Source organism: Gracilibacillus boraciitolerans JCM 21714, assembly GCF_000521485.1.
Lineage (GTDB): Bacteria > Bacillota > Bacilli > Bacillales > Amphibacillaceae > Gracilibacillus > Gracilibacillus boraciitolerans.
The window spans coordinates 37,135-51,123 of the sequence record NZ_BAVS01000022.1 but is presented as its reverse complement, the minus strand read 5'-3'; the positions used below and the strand labels follow the sequence as shown (position 1 = coordinate 51,123).

The window sequence follows — 13,989 nt, the reverse complement described above, 5'->3', positions numbered from 1 at the left end:
ATTAATGGACTAGGTATATCTTCTTCATTTCCTATAATATAAATATCATTCACACTACTCATCCAATACCTCCATACTACGATTCTTCTGATTCTTTTGTATTTTCTTCAGACGTTTCACTTTCTGTAGCCTGCTCTTCTGACATCACTTGTCCCACATTCGCTTTAACTACCCGTAAACTATCTGCATAATTTTGCATATGGATCAATTCAGCTACCTGCTTATGAGGTATTTCGATCTGCACACCAGTAAATTCACCCTCATTTTCAGCAACACGAGCTACTTTTATATCCTCCATAAATACTTCTGTTACCGGGGGGGCATCCTCTAATTTATGGGATACAATAATATCCACTCGATCAAGAGCATATAACTTTTCGCCAAAGATAACTTTTTCTGATTTTAATACAGACACTAATCGATTATCTTCCTTTGTTACTGCTGATGCTTCCTTTAAAATTTTATTTGTTATTAAATCACCTGCAGATAATGGGACTACCGAAACCTTGTTAGCTAGTTTTTGAACATCTGTAACGTGCTCATCGCTTACATATTTCACCGGAAGTTCAGTAGTTGTTACATCATTTGGAGTAATAATCGTTCTGGAAGGAATGGATTTGTCCGCTGTATAAACCATTACCATCGTTCCTAGTTCAGTGTTTAATGCTTGCACTTTCTTTAATACTAAAAATCCTGAAATAGCAGCTAGAACAATAGCTAATAATAAAAATATGAGTGCTCTCCGTCTTGATTCCAACATTTCTGTAATCCCGCCTTTTAGCCAACTTTTGCACTATCATTTTATACCCTAAATATTATTACATATTTTTCTAATAAGTCAATGATATGTAAATTCAACTAAAAATAACTAGTATTTTATTACTAAATTTATTATTCCGAAAAAACGAAAAACATGACTTTTTTCATTTTTATTTTCTAATACTTTTTTACCTATTAATGTTGATGTTTGTTTTAATTTGTCGATTAATTTAGTAAATTTATTATAAAATTAGTACCTTTTACCTTTTTTTACTTTTTCAAAGCAACATAAGAACGGTTTTTTTGTTGTATTTTTCCCTTCTAATTTAATTGGAACATATTAAGAGCAAAACAAAAAACAAAAGAATTACTGGATACAATGAATTCCGTCTTTTTACTTATAACTTTTTTTGGATGTCAAGATCAAATAGTGGGTAATTTTATGTACAAACGTTCAGCATAGAAAAATTTGATAGAGGATTTGCGTCTTTGAAAATATGAAGTCTATTTTTACTGCAGAATAATTTATTTTTTTCACTAACATTAATAGAAATACGATTATAAATACTAAGATCTTCTATTATTTGAGGAACGATATAACAGTTTACGCTATGGTACAACTCAGATTTGATCTCCAGCTAAATCTATATTTTTCTACTCCCCACATTTTAAATCCGCAAACAATAAGATATTTAGTTAGGATAAAGTGAGACTATGATCAGTGGGAGTCTTCCAGACGTTTAGCACCGGGATAAAATAATTCATCACTTGCTATCTTTCCCAATAAAAACATCATTATGAAACATTAGAACATCACTTTATCCTCAAACGTGGCATCGCTCTTTCTGTTGCATCTTGTTCTTCCTCAAGCGATGTGGAACAATGTGGACAGATAACTGCTCTAGTGGGGGGGATCGACAAACAACAATAGGGACATTCTTTTTTTGTCATCGAGTCCAATGGATGCTGATGTGGTTTCTTCCAGCGGTTCATTTGTCGGATAACAAGGAATACAACAAATAGTATGATCATAAACCTTATCGACGTTGAAATAAATAATCCATAGTTTATGGTTATCGCACCGGCTTCCTTAGCATCTGCTAGAGAAGTATATGTTCTTCCACTGAGGCTGATATGTAAGTTTTCTATATCCATCCTGGCATATAAAAGTCCTAGAGGTGGAAGCAGAATATCGCGAACTAAGGAATCAACAAAATTGCTTAGTGCAGCCCCCCCAGAACGACACCCACTCCCATATCAATCGCACTTCCCCCCCGCATCGTAAACTGACGAAATTCATGAAATAATCCCATTGCACCCCCCCATCCTTCCCATTTATACAACACGGGGACGGTTCTTTTGTTGCATGTCACAAATTCTTTCTGTATTTATTGCCTGAAGAACAAAGAACCACTAGGAACAAATTACTTCAAAAAGAATACATTCGAACCATCATTCTCCATAAAAAAGGGCAGAATGCAACAAACGAACCGTCCCCGTGTTTCACGTGTTTCAGAAGCTTTTCAGATAATCTGTATATTGTTTCAGGTCATATTGATTGTATAATTCATTGGCTAGTCGGTTTGGGCTGCCTAGAAAGAAGCGTTCATATTGTGTTTGCCGGCTTCCAAAGGCACTCATGGTAGCATCCCAAGCTAAACGGAATAATTTTACTCGTTCCTCTGCTTCAAGAGTAGCACTTTGCAAATATTGCTCCAAATCCGCTCGAATTTCAGAGGCAAAGTCTGCTTCGGTTGGAATAGAGACCATTCCGCTCGATCCCAGGAATTGAACAATTTCTACTAAGCGCGGATAGATCGTCGTGTAGGTATAGGTTGCTACTTGTAATGGCGCCAGTTCTGGACGCATCAGTTCAAATTCATCTTTCTTTGCATTGCATTCTGCTTTGATTAACAGCGCTTCCATGGTTTCCAAGGCAGCAATCATCTCGACCACCATTTCTTGAATATGGGGGTATTCGCTAATGTTAATAGTATCTACAATAGATTGTGCAAGTCCTGCCATAAATTTTGTCTTAATCACTTGTCTGCAAACAATTTGGTGTAATGTAAACGGAAGAAAAGCACTCTTATTTTTAAAAGTATTGGAAACATCCAAATTGTTGTAAAAAAATACTCTTTCCCATGGTACCAATACTTCATCAAACACAACCAGACTATCCGATTCTTCAAAACGTGAGCTTAACGGATAATCAAAAGTCGAGTCCCCCTCCAACAAATGATTCTCTGCTAATAAATTTTAACCCTTTTGTATCACTGGGAATCGCAAATGCGAAGGCATATACTTTATCGATCATTCCACCGGGAGAGTATACGATAATTTCATCCGTGATCCCTCCTTGTGTTGCCAGTAGACGGGCTCCTTTTATCACAATGCCTTCTTTGTTTTCTGCTACAACTTTTGCAGCAATCGGTTCATTTGAATCCTCAAAATATAGTAAGGATCGATTAACCTGAGGACTGATAAAGGTATGTGTAAACGATAAATCTTCTTCTCTTGCCTTGTTATAAAAATCGATGAGATGCTGAGGAAAACAATTATCTTTTCCTTCTAAAAGACTTGCCGAGGAAGCAAATGTCATTAAAATCGTATTCATATAATCAGGACTGCGACCAAGCATTCCACCACTTAACCGTGCCCACTGCTGAATCATTTCTCTGCGTTTGGCAAGGTCTTCTTTAGTGGTTGGCTGCAGATAGGACGTACCAATTAGATTTCCCGTTTCTGGTGATCGATAAGTCATACAATCAAATTGATGCTGGGCATCATATAGTAAGGCTTGGCTGTTTATGATCCCTTTAAAGACTGGATGTTCTAACATATTCTTTATTTTCTCTCCATTATGCCAAAGCTCCACTTCGCTCTGTTTTAATCGTTTCTTATATATTTCGCCTGTTATTGCTGGCATATACCGCACCCCCCCTAACCAAAAATATTAATTTATCACATTATATCGATTTGGAGTAAAAATGTTACTGGGACAGATTCGCTTGAAGACCCGATTCATAACAGCTGGCATATGCTTTAGTAATGAATCATGTAGGGGGGTTTTGATATGATCGGTTTGGCAACGGATCATGATGTACAGTTTATTTTAGCAAGAGCAAAGGATTCGGCAAATGAGGGGGTTTTGCAGCAAAATGTTATAAGTCAGGATCAGGCGCTACAAATGGTGTGGCTGATCCTGGAACAAGGAGGCTATTACTTCGTTTATCGAAATGTGGATCAATCAGTCGCCGGGTGGATTCTCGTTGGGGGAAAACATTGATCATATTACCAATCAGCCACACGCATTTATTTTTGAATTATATGTCCTACCAGCCTATCGGAATCATGGAATAGCAAAACATTTACTGCATGCCGCCATCACTTATGGTAAAAAACGAGGGTACAACGAAATAAGGCTCAACGTATTCGCAAATAACTTCGCCAAAAAAATCTACCAACATCTCGGCTTCCAAGACTTCCAAACCATTATGGCTAAAAAATTGTGACACGGAAAATCGTGCTTCTTCACTGGAAATGTTGCGCTGTTGACGGGAATTAGTGTCGGCTTCACGGGGAAATATGATGCTGTTCACTGGAAATACCCTTTTTTCCAGTCTAGCGAATAACTTTTCCCGTGAAGCGGAACGGAATTCCCGTCTAGCGAGGGTGATTTCCCGTGAAGAAATCATACATTGACGACCTTCTCACTCTGCTGATTATCCTCCAGCCTTTGAATTACTTGTTCACGGAACGCATTATCTTTGATTAAAGATCTAAGGAAATCATGAATGACCCGTTCAATCCATAATAGGTCTAAACGTTTTTCATCTCTGATAAAAACAGATAATGCTAATGTCTCTTTTTCAATCTGTATGTACATGGCAGACGTCAACACAAATGCAGTTGATCCCCCTTTATACCATTGACGCTTATTAGTAGCTGAAAAAGAGTTTAGTATGTTGTCTACTAAATCCTTTTCTTCCAATGATAATCTATCGCTATTTCCAATAAGGTTCATTAACTGGGCGTATTCACTTGTGGTGGAAGACGGGAATCTTTTGGTTAGTTCGCTTTGGATTTTCATATCAGATAAACTCGATAATTCTTTCAGATATTCAGTAGCCTTACCATCACGCACCTTTGATAATAAAAGATCTGCAAGTTGCTCATACTCCTGTTGCGGTATCTTTTTAGATCTTCGAGAATGTTCTTTGATTTTTCCACTTTTAAATAAGCAGGTATGAGCATTGCTGAATTTATTGCATATAGAGAGGTATGTTGAATTAATGCATGTTCTTTTATTTCGTGGTTCACCTGTTCCGCACCAAGCAGAGAATAAAGATAATCTGTGCAGGCATTTGAACTATATTGCATCATCCCTTGCGCTACTTCAAGAAGGGTTACTTCCTGTCCAATTTGTTTTTCTTTTTTCCAGGTTGGATGTGCGTTACCATCTGTATTTTCAAAATATAAAGCATCTATTTCCGTAATATTCACTGTTTTATCAGGATTTAGTCTTTGTTGATGGACAGCCTTCACAAAAGCGAGAAGGATAATAATTTTTACCGTACTTGCTAACGGGGGGGTTTGCACATTCCCATTTAGGTTCAATCGTTCTGTTTCATTCTGTATCAGAGTTATAGAACAGATTTCAGGATTCTCTTCCAAAAAAGATAATAAATCCTCTTTCGATTTGGACATATCCCGTTTCCACAATACGTACACAAGCAAAACCGCAATAACAATTAGAACTAAAACTGAAATTAAAATATAAGAAAATACATTCATTTAATACTATCACCCTTTTTAATAAAATTGGATCATTCTGTATTATATTATATTAAAAAAGTAAATTATTCCATTGTGAAGCCACCAATCATTTCAAGTATTACGGACTGATAATACCACCATTAAACATTAATGCATAAACACAATTAATTACGTTCATATTAAAAGGGTAAATAGCTGAAGGAGGTAGAAAATATGGCTCGTATTGGAGTAGAAGAATCCTTAACAGATGTACAGCAAATGTTACAAGAGGCTGGTCATGAAGTGATTACATTGAGGCAGGAACAAGATGCCAGCAACTGTGATTGCTGCGTAATTTCTGGCCAAGATAAAGATATGATGGGAATGCAAAACACAGCGATTCAGGGATCAGTCATTAATGCGCACGGACTTAGCGCAAACGATATCAACCAGGAAATTCAGCAAAGACTGCAACAATAACAGGACAGGCTCTGTGTTCCATCCTTAAATTAAGATGGGACGCAGAGCCTGTCTCCATGTCCCTATCTGGATAATAGTTTTTCCAGGTGGCGGACGGTTGGTGTTAGGTTGATGAGGAAGTAGGATTCTCTTAGTCTTCTTGCTGGGTCGCTTTTGCTGATATAGGCGGCACTTCCGCTGTGCACCATATTTGCGTGGACTGCTTTTGATGTTAAATTCACAACATCTAAGCGAGTTTGGAGAAGTTCTTTCCAAATTGATGGAAAATTGTTTGTCTCACCAGCAAGCTTATAAGTCTGTTCCTGCAATGCCTCCAACTCTTGCTCCAGTTCCGTTGCCTGAATCGGTAAATAACGATTACAACCGCCTTGCTTAGCTCGAGCTCGATGAATCGAGCGGATCGCAGCAGCTGTCACACCAAGTCCTAACGGAATCTGATAAAAAACAAACGCCGGTCGCACTTGTTCGATAAAGGTGTCTGCATCTTCTGAAATGATCCATTTCTCCGGAATAAACACATTCTTAAATTGACAGGCATACGTTGCACTTCCATTAAGACCAAGATAGCCTATCTTTTCCTTAAGGCGAAGCCCCTCTGCATCACAACAAACATAAGCCATCAAACGCTGTGCACCTTCAACCTCTGCTACAATACCAAACCAGTGGTTATCATCTAAGTTTGAAACAGATGGTAATGCTCCGGAAACCAAATAGCCTCCCTCCGTACGCGTTGCCTTTAAATGTAGCTCTTCCATTCCACCGTAAAACTTCATTGGATTTGATAAGCCTGTTCCGCCAAGCAACTCACCTTTCTCCAACTTTGGCAGAATTTCTTCCTTAAGATAAGAATTATGCTATAGCGCAGATAGGTCATCGAGGCTAGTTGACACCATAAGTTAAAGGCCGTTGTCATACAATACTTTGCTGTTTTTTCGACCACAGCTATTTCTCTTAACAACACCTCATTAATCGATAGCTGCTCAGAATGATAGAATCCAGCTTTGCCTAACTCAAGCAAATATTTCTTCGCATAATAGGCCTCACTATCTATTTTTCGCACATACGGCTTTAAATACTCTTGAATGATAGCTTCTAATGTATCATTTTTCATTATTTCTTCTGATATCATCGTACTCAACCTCTCCTAGATTTATCGTGAAATGAGACCTACCAGAGTGTTCCAGTTAGCTCGCTTGAAATTAAGAAGACCCTTGTCAAAATTAGCTTACATGTGGAATGAATGTAGAGGAAAAAATGTTTCTCCCAACCAAGCAGATTGGGAGAATGAAGGAATACACACCTTTTATTTGTTATCTATTTCAGTAATTGAATCTAATGGTGTATTCACTGCTTCACGCGCTCTTTTAACAGCATCTTCATCTGGCGCATCATAGAAGCATAAGCATTTAGACATATCTTCACACACGTAAGTTCTAGAGAAGGATACCTCAGGAACCTCTGCATAGTGAACGGAATTTTTCTTCTTACGCTCAAGGTATGCATCCATTGTTAGATTTTCCGGAAGATTCCATTGCACCAAATAGTTAACTTTATCAGCCTGTTTTTTAACATCATCTAGCTCTTTACCTACTAAACGTACTTCTTTGACTAAATCGATGGTAATATCCAGATCTTTAAGACTAGCCGTTACCGCTTCTTCGTTCTCAGCTTCAAAAATGAAAAAGGCAATTGAAAGATCTTTGGTAACCTGAACCTCTACAAGATTAACCTGCTTTGCTGCTGTTGCATCATTAATTTCCGCTACTTTATTCTCAAAAGCTTCCTTGTTTGTAACATTTCCGCTAATTTTTGATTCTACTAAAAATAAACTCATCTATCCCACTCCTTGTCATTGATATTTTATTTCTTATTAGTTATTTTATAATACTCAGTAATAAAAAACAACTAACTATTACTTTTATATTTATGTTAAAATTACAGTAGTCATAGAAAGGGGGGGGACTATAACTTGAAAACGACTTATAATTTACCGTGTAACATCGCGCAATCCTTAAATATTATTGGAGACCGCTGGACCTTATTAATTGCCCACGAAATTTTACAAGGCAATGTCATGTTCAGTGATATCAAAAAGGCACTAGAGGGTATCTCCTCCAATATCTTATCAGACCGCCTGAAATACTTGGAACAATCTGGCCTCGTCACCGCTGAGCTATATTCCGAGCATCCACCACGTTATCACTATCAACTCACGGAAAGCGGAAAAGATTTAGAGCATGTATTTCATGCGATTCTCTTATGGGGGGGACGCGACAATCTCCAAAAATGCTATAAAAAATTAATTCATACTGAATGCCAGCATGAAGTCACCATCGCCTACTATTGTCCACATTGTCAGACAAATGTTGATCAACTTTCCGTTACAGAAATAAAAGAAGAAAAGCTTAGTTCCTAACACAAGGTGTCGGGAACTATTTTTCTGCCTTTATTTTGTTGGGGTTGCGCCACCCCCCACTGCTTCTGGATCCATTTTTCAAAAACCATAATCAACTTGTCTAGTATCAACCCACATAAACCGATAAAAATAATACCCGCTAACACGAGATCTAACCGTAGTAAATTCCTTGCATCGACAATCAAATAGCCTAATCCGGACTGGGCACCCACCATTTCCCCCCCAGAAACAAGGAAAATCCAGGCTGTTCCAAGTGCAATATGAAGGCCATTTGCAATGTACGGGAATGCTGCCGGCAAAATAATCTTCATCATCAACTGCGGCTGCTTAATCTCCAAATTCTCTGCTACTTTCAAATATGTTTTATCCACTTTTTTCACTGCTGAAACCGTTGAGAGCAAGACAGGGAAAAACGCTGCGATAAAAATAATCACGATTGCCGGAGCATTACCGATCCCAAACCATAAGACAATAAAAGGTGCCCATGCAATCGGTGCGACCGGACGTAATACTTGGACGATCGGATCAACGATATTCCATACTCTTTCCATCCGCCCTAAAAATAAGCCAAGTATAATCGCAATCACTACCGCCAGTATATAACCTGTGGCAAAGCGGAATAAGCTAATCTGCAAATGGACAAACAAGGTGCCATCAGCGATTAAGGAGATAATCGCTTCCCAAACCATCAATGGCGTTGGAAAGAGATTTTCATTAATCGTTGTAACAAGAATGACTGTTTGCCAAATTGCAATTAAGATCGCAAATCCTATAAAAATATTGAGTGCTTTTTTTGATAGATTATTCATTGGATCCCATCGCTTTATCAAATAGAGAATTGTCTACAAATTCATCATAAGTTGGCGGATTTTCTGACAGTCCCATTTCGATAATATATTCTCTCAGTTCTGTATACGAATCTTGATTAATTTTTAAATCATCATATGAAATCCATTCAAGTGAAAGGTCCAACACCTCATCATCGACATCTAAATAATCCTGAATGATCTGGTTTGTTTCTTCGTGACCTTCTTCTGCCTTAAGCCCTGCATCTACATAGGCGTTGACAAACTCTTCTGCAGCTGTCTGTTGTTCATTGATAAATTCAGTTCGTAATACCAAAGCACAATCAATCGCATCCTTCCATAGATCATCCTCTTGATAAAGAACTTTGCCATTACCATGAACGACAGATTGCGCACCAAATGGTTCTGCTACGACATACCCAGCAATTCGTCCTTCTGAAAGGGCTGCTGGCATTTCTGCTGGCGGCATTTCTACTGCATTGACATAATCATAAGAGAAACCATTTTGTTTCAAAGCTTGATAGAGTAAGATATTGTGGGTAGAAAACTTGTGTGGAATCGCAAACGACTGCCTTCCAGATCTGCTACACCCTCGATATCATTCGCGGTTACAAGCGCATTACCATCACGGTGACCCAATGCTACTGCTTTTAAATCAATTCCCTGTTCCTTCGCTCGCATTGCAACTGTTACTAATGCAGAGGCCCCATCGATTCTGCCTGCATTTAAAGCATCCATTAAATCAGGCCATGATCCAAACTTTACAAGTTCAAGTTCAAAGTTCTCAAATCCTTCTTCTGCTAATCCTTCCTCTACATATAATGGAACAGCATGAGTGATTGGAATATAACCAATTTTAATGGTTGTTTTTTCACTTGATCCCTGTGTTCCGTCTTCATCTTGACCACAAGCTGTTAACAACAGCACCAGTACCATGCGAAGCCTAGTATTTTGGTCCACCCTTTAATATTCATGACATCTAATCCCCCTTAGTATTTTCTTATATTTGAAAAAAGCCCGTGTTATTTTTTTCTCCACTAAATTGAAATTCTTCAAAAATCATTTTTCGATAATATTGAAAATTACCATGACTTCTATCTCGCGGTTTAGATAAATCGATCTTGATTTCACGATGAATTTTACCAGGATTTTTACTCATAATAAAAATACGATCCGATAAATAAATAGCTTCATCAATATCATGGGTAACCAGCACAACTGTTGTTTGGCTGCGTTCCTGGATTTTTAATAACTCATCCTGCAAATAATAACGATTAAATGTATCTAAAGCTGCAAAAGGTTCATCCATTAAAATAATATCCGGCTCCGTTGCTAAGGCACGAGCGATGGCTACACGCTGCTGCATCCCACCAGACATCTCATGCGGGAATTGCTGCCCCTTATCACCGAGTCCGACTAAGTTCAGGTAATGAAAGACACGTTCCTCTCGCTCTTTTGCAGATAATTTTTGTCCTTCTAAACCAAGCTCGACATTCTTAAACACGCTTCTCCATGGTAATAGTCCATAATTCTGAAATAACATCATACAATTCTTACTCGGTTTAGTGACGGTATTTCCGTCAATTTCCACAGTGCCGTTCGATGGCTTCTCAAATCCACCGATGATGTTGAGCAATGTACTCTTTCCACAACCACTTTCACCTAAAAGAGACACCACTTCATTCCGATCGACTGATAAAGATACCTTCTCAAGCACCTGTTCTGCTTTGCCATTAACATCAAACGATTTACTTATATTTGCTAATTCAACAAGCTGACGATCCGCCATCCCCCCCTACACACCTCATCCCTGATAACCTCTAATTCCGATTAATTTACTGTGCTTTATGCTGTAAGTAATTTTATTATACTATGTTAAAAAAGTCAACTTGATTAGGTAACACTGAAACACGGAGACAGTTCGTTCTCAACTCACTCTACTTCAGATATAGACAAAAAAGAAAGAATTATTAATAGAAATAACTCTTTCTTTTTGTTTAGAATTATAGTATGAAAAATAGTAATGAGCTTGCCAATCAACAACGCAACATTGTTACGCTACCTATTATATTTTATTTTCCTAGTTAGCTTTAAGGCTTGTTCTAGATAAATAAGAAGCATTTTTTTATCTTCTTCTAAAATATTATTTGATATGTGAAATAATTGACTCGTAAACTTCGAATGATCTTCAAGAAAGGTTACAAGTCCGGAGAGATCATTTTCGATAAATTCGATTAAAACATTTTCCAATACGAATGTTCCCGGTTCATCCTTTTGTATTAACTTCTTCAAATAATCTTCATTCAAATCTTTCTCATACAAGTCTTCTACTCTTATATCTATTACATTACAAATATCAATCATTTTATTAATAGAAGCATTATAGAAATCTCTCTTAATCATTGATTGTAATGTAGAATATGGTAGATCGGTTTCCTTTGATAGCTGTTTTAAATTAAATCCCTTATGTTTAGCCAGTTCTACAAAAAATTTCCCTCTTCTCAATGATATCACTACTTTCTGCCATCTTAAAAAATTGATTATTTTTTTGAAATGTTGTAAGCCCCTTACTCTATTTTCTTTTAGAGACAAGCTATTAGTATCTTTTACCGAATGCACTTAGAAATCTAATACGCATCAACAAATAAATAATGCTAAATACCTATTAATTATATACTACTTTAGTAGGGTGCACAATCAGGAAATATTACTCTATCTATAATTTTGCATAAAAATAGACCCAACAAGCAAATTTAACTTTCTTATCGAGCCTTCTTATATGTACATTTTCCTAGTCAAAACAGTAGAATATATCTATAAAATAGGACAGAGAAGCCTGTCCCCCACGTCCCATTTCTAAATTTGGGCAAAAAAAATGACGGGAATTATTTCTCGTTTTTTTAAACTCTCACTTTATTATAAAAGTTTCCTTTTAACATTCATTTTATTTTTTTCACAGTGTCTTCCACTTTACTTACTAATTAGATATTTATATACTTTGTAGTGTTTTTTGATATACTTCTATTTTTTCATCTAATAATTGACTGTATTGGATCGTAGAAGCAGCCGTTAAGCCATCTCGAAAACCAATATCCAATAATTCTTATCGCATCAATTCAATTCGTTCTGATAACGATTCCATGTACACTCTATTATTGCTCATCCTGTTCATTAATCTGGTATCCCTCCTTCCTTCCCAATCTAGCAATGCCTGTACGATAAGTATCTACACTATTTATTCCAATTTTAAAACTATTAAACCACCTATTTTTATTATACAGTTAAAAATCCGAGCGAAAACAAATTCCATCGTAGAATTCACATATCGCTCGGATTTCATTTTTATCAAATTACTTTTGTCTCAGTCTTTTCTAAAATTAGGACAGAGAACCTTTCCCCGTATCCCTATTTTAAGCCAAGACACCATTGGATCAACTGATCTAAATCTTCTTTCACCAACTGATGCTCTAACCCTTCCACGAGATGTGCAGGTGCATAGCACGCCACACGTCCTTCCCCGTGATTCCGGGTCCATCCGGCAATCGACTCTCCATCAACAGAATCTGATCGCAAAAAGATATCGATATCCTCCTGATATTTCATAAAATAATGTTCATCTTTAATTTTGAAGTTATCCCGTTGTCTGTCAAAAAGGAAATGATTCTGATAACGATAAGTCACAATCTGATGCGCAGCAGGATGATATAGAAAATATCCGCCAAGCATGTTGACAAAAGTTGTAATTTTGTCATAGCTAGCCAATCCCGAATGCCATGCAAGAAAACTCCCACCATTTCCAACAAAGTCTGCGAGCACCTGTGCATCCTCTTCCGTTAACCATGAATCAACAGGATCTTCCTGAGGATTTAAACGATTTTCCGCTCCTAATATCACCAGATCAGGCTGATCACCCATGATCACTTCTATCAGGTGCTGTCTGTCTACGTAAGCTAACTCAACATCATTCAACCCTTGCAACACTTCTTCCAGACAATCCTTTAACCTCTGTTCGTCATGATAATAATCTCCTAATGTTGCTATTACTTTCATACATGCCGCTCCTTTCTGTTAAATATTCATGGCACTTCCATCTCGATTCACAAAACTATATCGGCTGTCGACTTCTGTTTTTCGTTCTGCCAGATCTACTATCATCCTCGCCGTCTCATCAGGATCAAAAGGTGCCTTTTCTCCTCCCATATCTGTTTTCATCCAGCCAGGGTGAATCGATAAGACTTGTACACCATCATCCTTTAGATACATTTTAAGTTTTTCGGACAACATATTTAATGCTGCTTTTGACATTCCATAGGGATAATCCCCAGCATAAGCATTCGTAAAACTTGCCGCTTCTGAGGAAATATTAAGTATCGAAGCTCTTGGACCCTTATGAAAAATGGGAAGAAAATGCTTGATGATTCTCATCGCCCCCCCAATATATTAATGTCAAAAGCGACCGCACACGCATCGATATCAAGTTCTTCGATCGTTTTTTCTCTTTCATTCAAAATGGCTGCATTATTGATGATAACGTCTAAATATTGACTGTTTTTCTTTAATGAAACCACCGCTTCTTCAATCGAGCTTTCATCTTGTACATCGATCGAGAGCATGACTAACTGATCGGAATATTGCTCTTTTAATTGCAGCAATCGCTCATCTTTGATAGATCTGCTTGTTGCATACACATGATGACCTCTCTTTAATGCTTCTTCTGTTAAAGATAAGCCCAATCCACGATTTGCACCTGTTATCAAATAATTCATTGAG

The 13,989-nt window shown here is 37.4% G+C and carries 21 protein-coding genes and 1 pseudogene; 4 read left to right on the top strand and 18 right to left on the bottom strand.

The features are described from left to right. Positions 1-76 precede the first annotated feature (76 nt). The 4 genes and pseudogenes from cpaB to hpaB form a co-directional block, all read right to left on the bottom strand. A complete protein-coding gene (cpaB, locus tag JCM21714_RS12865; RefSeq protein WP_035724872.1) occupies positions 77-760 on the bottom strand; it encodes a Flp pilus assembly protein CpaB in 684 nt (227 codons plus the stop codon). An 812-nt stretch (positions 761-1,572) separates the two neighbouring features. Beyond that, positions 1,573-1,947 carry an MscL family protein gene (locus JCM21714_RS12860; protein ID WP_235182841.1) on the bottom strand — a complete coding sequence of 125 codons (375 nt, stop codon included), beginning with the start codon at positions 1,945-1,947 and terminating at the stop codon, positions 1,573-1,575. Positions 1,948-1,979: 32 nt separating this feature from the next. After that, positions 1,980-2,102, bottom strand: coding sequence for an MscL family protein (locus tag JCM21714_RS21750; protein ID WP_235182838.1), 123 nt, complete (start codon positions 2,100-2,102; stop codon positions 1,980-1,982). A 169-nt stretch (positions 2,103-2,271) separates the two neighbouring features. Beyond that, positions 2,272-3,688, bottom strand: a pseudogene (gene hpaB, locus JCM21714_RS12855) (4-hydroxyphenylacetate 3-monooxygenase, oxygenase component). A gap of 147 nt (positions 3,689-3,835) precedes the next feature. Between hpaB and JCM21714_RS12850 the strand changes: the two are divergent. After that, entirely contained in the window at positions 3,836-4,048 is a 213-nt protein-coding gene (locus JCM21714_RS12850) for a hypothetical protein (RefSeq protein WP_035724870.1), read from the top strand. Then, entirely contained in the window at positions 4,032-4,274 is a 243-nt protein-coding gene (locus tag JCM21714_RS19395) for a GNAT family N-acetyltransferase (protein WP_158413518.1), read from the top strand. Before JCM21714_RS12850 ends, JCM21714_RS19395 begins: the two co-directional genes overlap by 17 nt. A gap of 179 nt (positions 4,275-4,453) precedes the next feature. Here JCM21714_RS19395 and JCM21714_RS12840 read toward each other — a convergent pair whose 3' ends face one another. Then, a complete protein-coding gene (locus JCM21714_RS12840) occupies positions 4,454-4,906 on the bottom strand; it encodes a hypothetical protein (RefSeq protein WP_035724866.1) in 453 nt (150 codons plus the stop codon). Further along, the gene (locus JCM21714_RS12835; RefSeq protein ID WP_035724864.1) at positions 4,876-5,556 is read right to left on the bottom strand and encodes a serine hydrolase; all 681 of its coding nucleotides are present in this window, start codon (positions 5,554-5,556) and stop codon (positions 4,876-4,878) included. Before JCM21714_RS12835 ends, JCM21714_RS12840 begins: the two co-directional genes overlap by 31 nt. 195 nt (positions 5,557-5,751) lie before the next feature. Between JCM21714_RS12835 and JCM21714_RS12830 the strand changes: the two genes are divergently transcribed. Beyond that, positions 5,752-5,997, top strand: a complete 246-nt coding sequence (locus JCM21714_RS12830; protein WP_035724863.1) for a YkuS family protein — start codon at positions 5,752-5,754, stop codon at positions 5,995-5,997. 62 nt (positions 5,998-6,059) lie between these two features. Here JCM21714_RS12830 and JCM21714_RS12825 read toward each other — a convergent pair whose 3' ends face one another. The 3 genes from JCM21714_RS12825 to JCM21714_RS12820 all read right to left on the bottom strand — a co-directional run bounded on the left by JCM21714_RS12825 (position 6,060) and on the right by JCM21714_RS12820 (position 7,831). After that, on the bottom strand, positions 6,060-6,815 hold the full coding sequence (locus tag JCM21714_RS12825; protein WP_369403591.1) for an acyl-CoA dehydrogenase family protein: 756 nt from the start codon (positions 6,813-6,815) through the stop codon (positions 6,060-6,062). Next, positions 6,767-7,126, bottom strand: coding sequence for a hypothetical protein (locus tag JCM21714_RS24305; RefSeq protein WP_369403590.1), 360 nt, complete (start codon positions 7,124-7,126; stop codon positions 6,767-6,769). Before JCM21714_RS24305 ends, JCM21714_RS12825 begins: the two co-directional genes overlap by 49 nt. Positions 7,127-7,300: 174 nt before the next feature. Next, the gene (locus tag JCM21714_RS12820; RefSeq protein WP_035724861.1) at positions 7,301-7,831 is read right to left on the bottom strand and encodes a DUF4242 domain-containing protein; all 531 of its coding nucleotides are present in this window, start codon (positions 7,829-7,831) and stop codon (positions 7,301-7,303) included. 135 nt (positions 7,832-7,966) lie between these two features. Between JCM21714_RS12820 and JCM21714_RS12815 the strand changes: the two genes are divergently transcribed. Next, positions 7,967-8,413: a winged helix-turn-helix transcriptional regulator gene (locus JCM21714_RS12815; protein ID WP_035724859.1), complete on the top strand. Its 447-nt coding sequence runs from the start codon at positions 7,967-7,969 to the stop codon at positions 8,411-8,413. On the opposite strand, the gene JCM21714_RS12810 is transcribed toward JCM21714_RS12815, so the two are convergent. From JCM21714_RS12810 to JCM21714_RS24295, 9 genes are all read right to left on the bottom strand, one after another. After that, positions 8,410-9,222 carry an ABC transporter permease gene (locus tag JCM21714_RS12810; protein WP_052000624.1) on the bottom strand — a complete coding sequence of 271 codons (813 nt, stop codon included), beginning with the start codon at positions 9,220-9,222 and terminating at the stop codon, positions 8,410-8,412. The two genes, JCM21714_RS12815 and JCM21714_RS12810, sit on opposite strands and share 4 nt — an antisense overlap. Next, a complete protein-coding gene (locus tag JCM21714_RS24805) occupies positions 9,215-9,733 on the bottom strand; it encodes an ABC transporter substrate-binding protein (protein ID WP_439644474.1) in 519 nt (172 codons plus the stop codon). Before JCM21714_RS24805 ends, JCM21714_RS12810 begins: the two co-directional genes overlap by 8 nt. Next, positions 9,730-10,179: an ABC transporter substrate-binding protein gene (locus tag JCM21714_RS24800; protein WP_439644473.1), complete on the bottom strand. Its 450-nt coding sequence runs from the start codon at positions 10,177-10,179 to the stop codon at positions 9,730-9,732. The genes JCM21714_RS24805 and JCM21714_RS24800 overlap by 4 nt, the downstream gene beginning before the upstream one ends. A gap of 40 nt (positions 10,180-10,219) precedes the next feature. Further along, on the bottom strand, positions 10,220-11,008 hold the full coding sequence (locus tag JCM21714_RS12800) for an ABC transporter ATP-binding protein (protein ID WP_035724857.1): 789 nt from the start codon (positions 11,006-11,008) through the stop codon (positions 10,220-10,222). Positions 11,009-11,277: 269 nt separating this feature from the next. After that, complete coding sequence (locus tag JCM21714_RS18515; protein WP_084040783.1) at positions 11,278-11,838, bottom strand: helix-turn-helix domain-containing protein; 561 nt, start codon at positions 11,836-11,838, stop codon at positions 11,278-11,280. A gap of 370 nt (positions 11,839-12,208) precedes the next feature. Beyond that, the gene (locus tag JCM21714_RS21745) at positions 12,209-12,316 is read right to left on the bottom strand and encodes a Spo0E family sporulation regulatory protein-aspartic acid phosphatase (RefSeq protein WP_235182837.1); all 108 of its coding nucleotides are present in this window, start codon (positions 12,314-12,316) and stop codon (positions 12,209-12,211) included. A gap of 308 nt (positions 12,317-12,624) precedes the next feature. Further along, positions 12,625-13,269, bottom strand: a complete 645-nt coding sequence (locus JCM21714_RS12790; protein WP_035724855.1) for a ThuA domain-containing protein — start codon at positions 13,267-13,269, stop codon at positions 12,625-12,627. A gap of 18 nt (positions 13,270-13,287) precedes the next feature. Continuing rightward, on the bottom strand, positions 13,288-13,644 hold the full coding sequence (locus tag JCM21714_RS24300; RefSeq protein WP_369403589.1) for an SDR family NAD(P)-dependent oxidoreductase: 357 nt from the start codon (positions 13,642-13,644) through the stop codon (positions 13,288-13,290). Further along, entirely contained in the window at positions 13,641-13,985 is a 345-nt protein-coding gene (locus JCM21714_RS24295) for an SDR family NAD(P)-dependent oxidoreductase (RefSeq protein WP_369403588.1), read from the bottom strand. Before JCM21714_RS24295 ends, JCM21714_RS24300 begins: the two co-directional genes overlap by 4 nt. Between the last annotated feature and the right edge of the window lie 4 nt (positions 13,986-13,989).

Coding starts and splice junctions, on each gene's coding strand:
- JCM21714_RS24305 (WP_369403590.1), bottom strand. CDS start 7,126: ATGATATCAGAAGAAATAATGAAAAATGATACATTAGAAGCTATCATT.
- JCM21714_RS12850 (WP_035724870.1), top strand. CDS start 3,836: ATGATCGGTTTGGCAACGGATCATGATGTACAGTTTATTTTAGCAAGA.
- cpaB (WP_035724872.1), bottom strand. CDS start 760: ATGTTGGAATCAAGACGGAGAGCACTCATATTTTTATTATTAGCTATT.
- JCM21714_RS12830 (WP_035724863.1), top strand. CDS start 5,752: ATGGCTCGTATTGGAGTAGAAGAATCCTTAACAGATGTACAGCAAATG.
- JCM21714_RS12800 (WP_035724857.1), bottom strand. CDS start 11,008: ATGGCGGATCGTCAGCTTGTTGAATTAGCAAATATAAGTAAATCGTTT.
- JCM21714_RS12790 (WP_035724855.1), bottom strand. CDS start 13,269: ATGAAAGTAATAGCAACATTAGGAGATTATTATCATGACGAACAGAGG.
- JCM21714_RS24295 (WP_369403588.1), bottom strand. CDS start 13,985: ATGAATTATTTGATAACAGGTGCAAATCGTGGATTGGGCTTATCTTTA.
- JCM21714_RS12810 (WP_052000624.1), bottom strand. CDS start 9,222: ATGAATAATCTATCAAAAAAAGCACTCAATATTTTTATAGGATTTGCG.
- JCM21714_RS12835 (WP_035724864.1), bottom strand. CDS start 5,556: ATGAATGTATTTTCTTATATTTTAATTTCAGTTTTAGTTCTAATTGTT.
- JCM21714_RS12820 (WP_035724861.1), bottom strand. CDS start 7,831: ATGAGTTTATTTTTAGTAGAATCAAAAATTAGCGGAAATGTTACAAAC.
- JCM21714_RS24300 (WP_369403589.1), bottom strand. CDS start 13,644: ATGAGAATCATCAAGCATTTTCTTCCCATTTTTCATAAGGGTCCAAGA.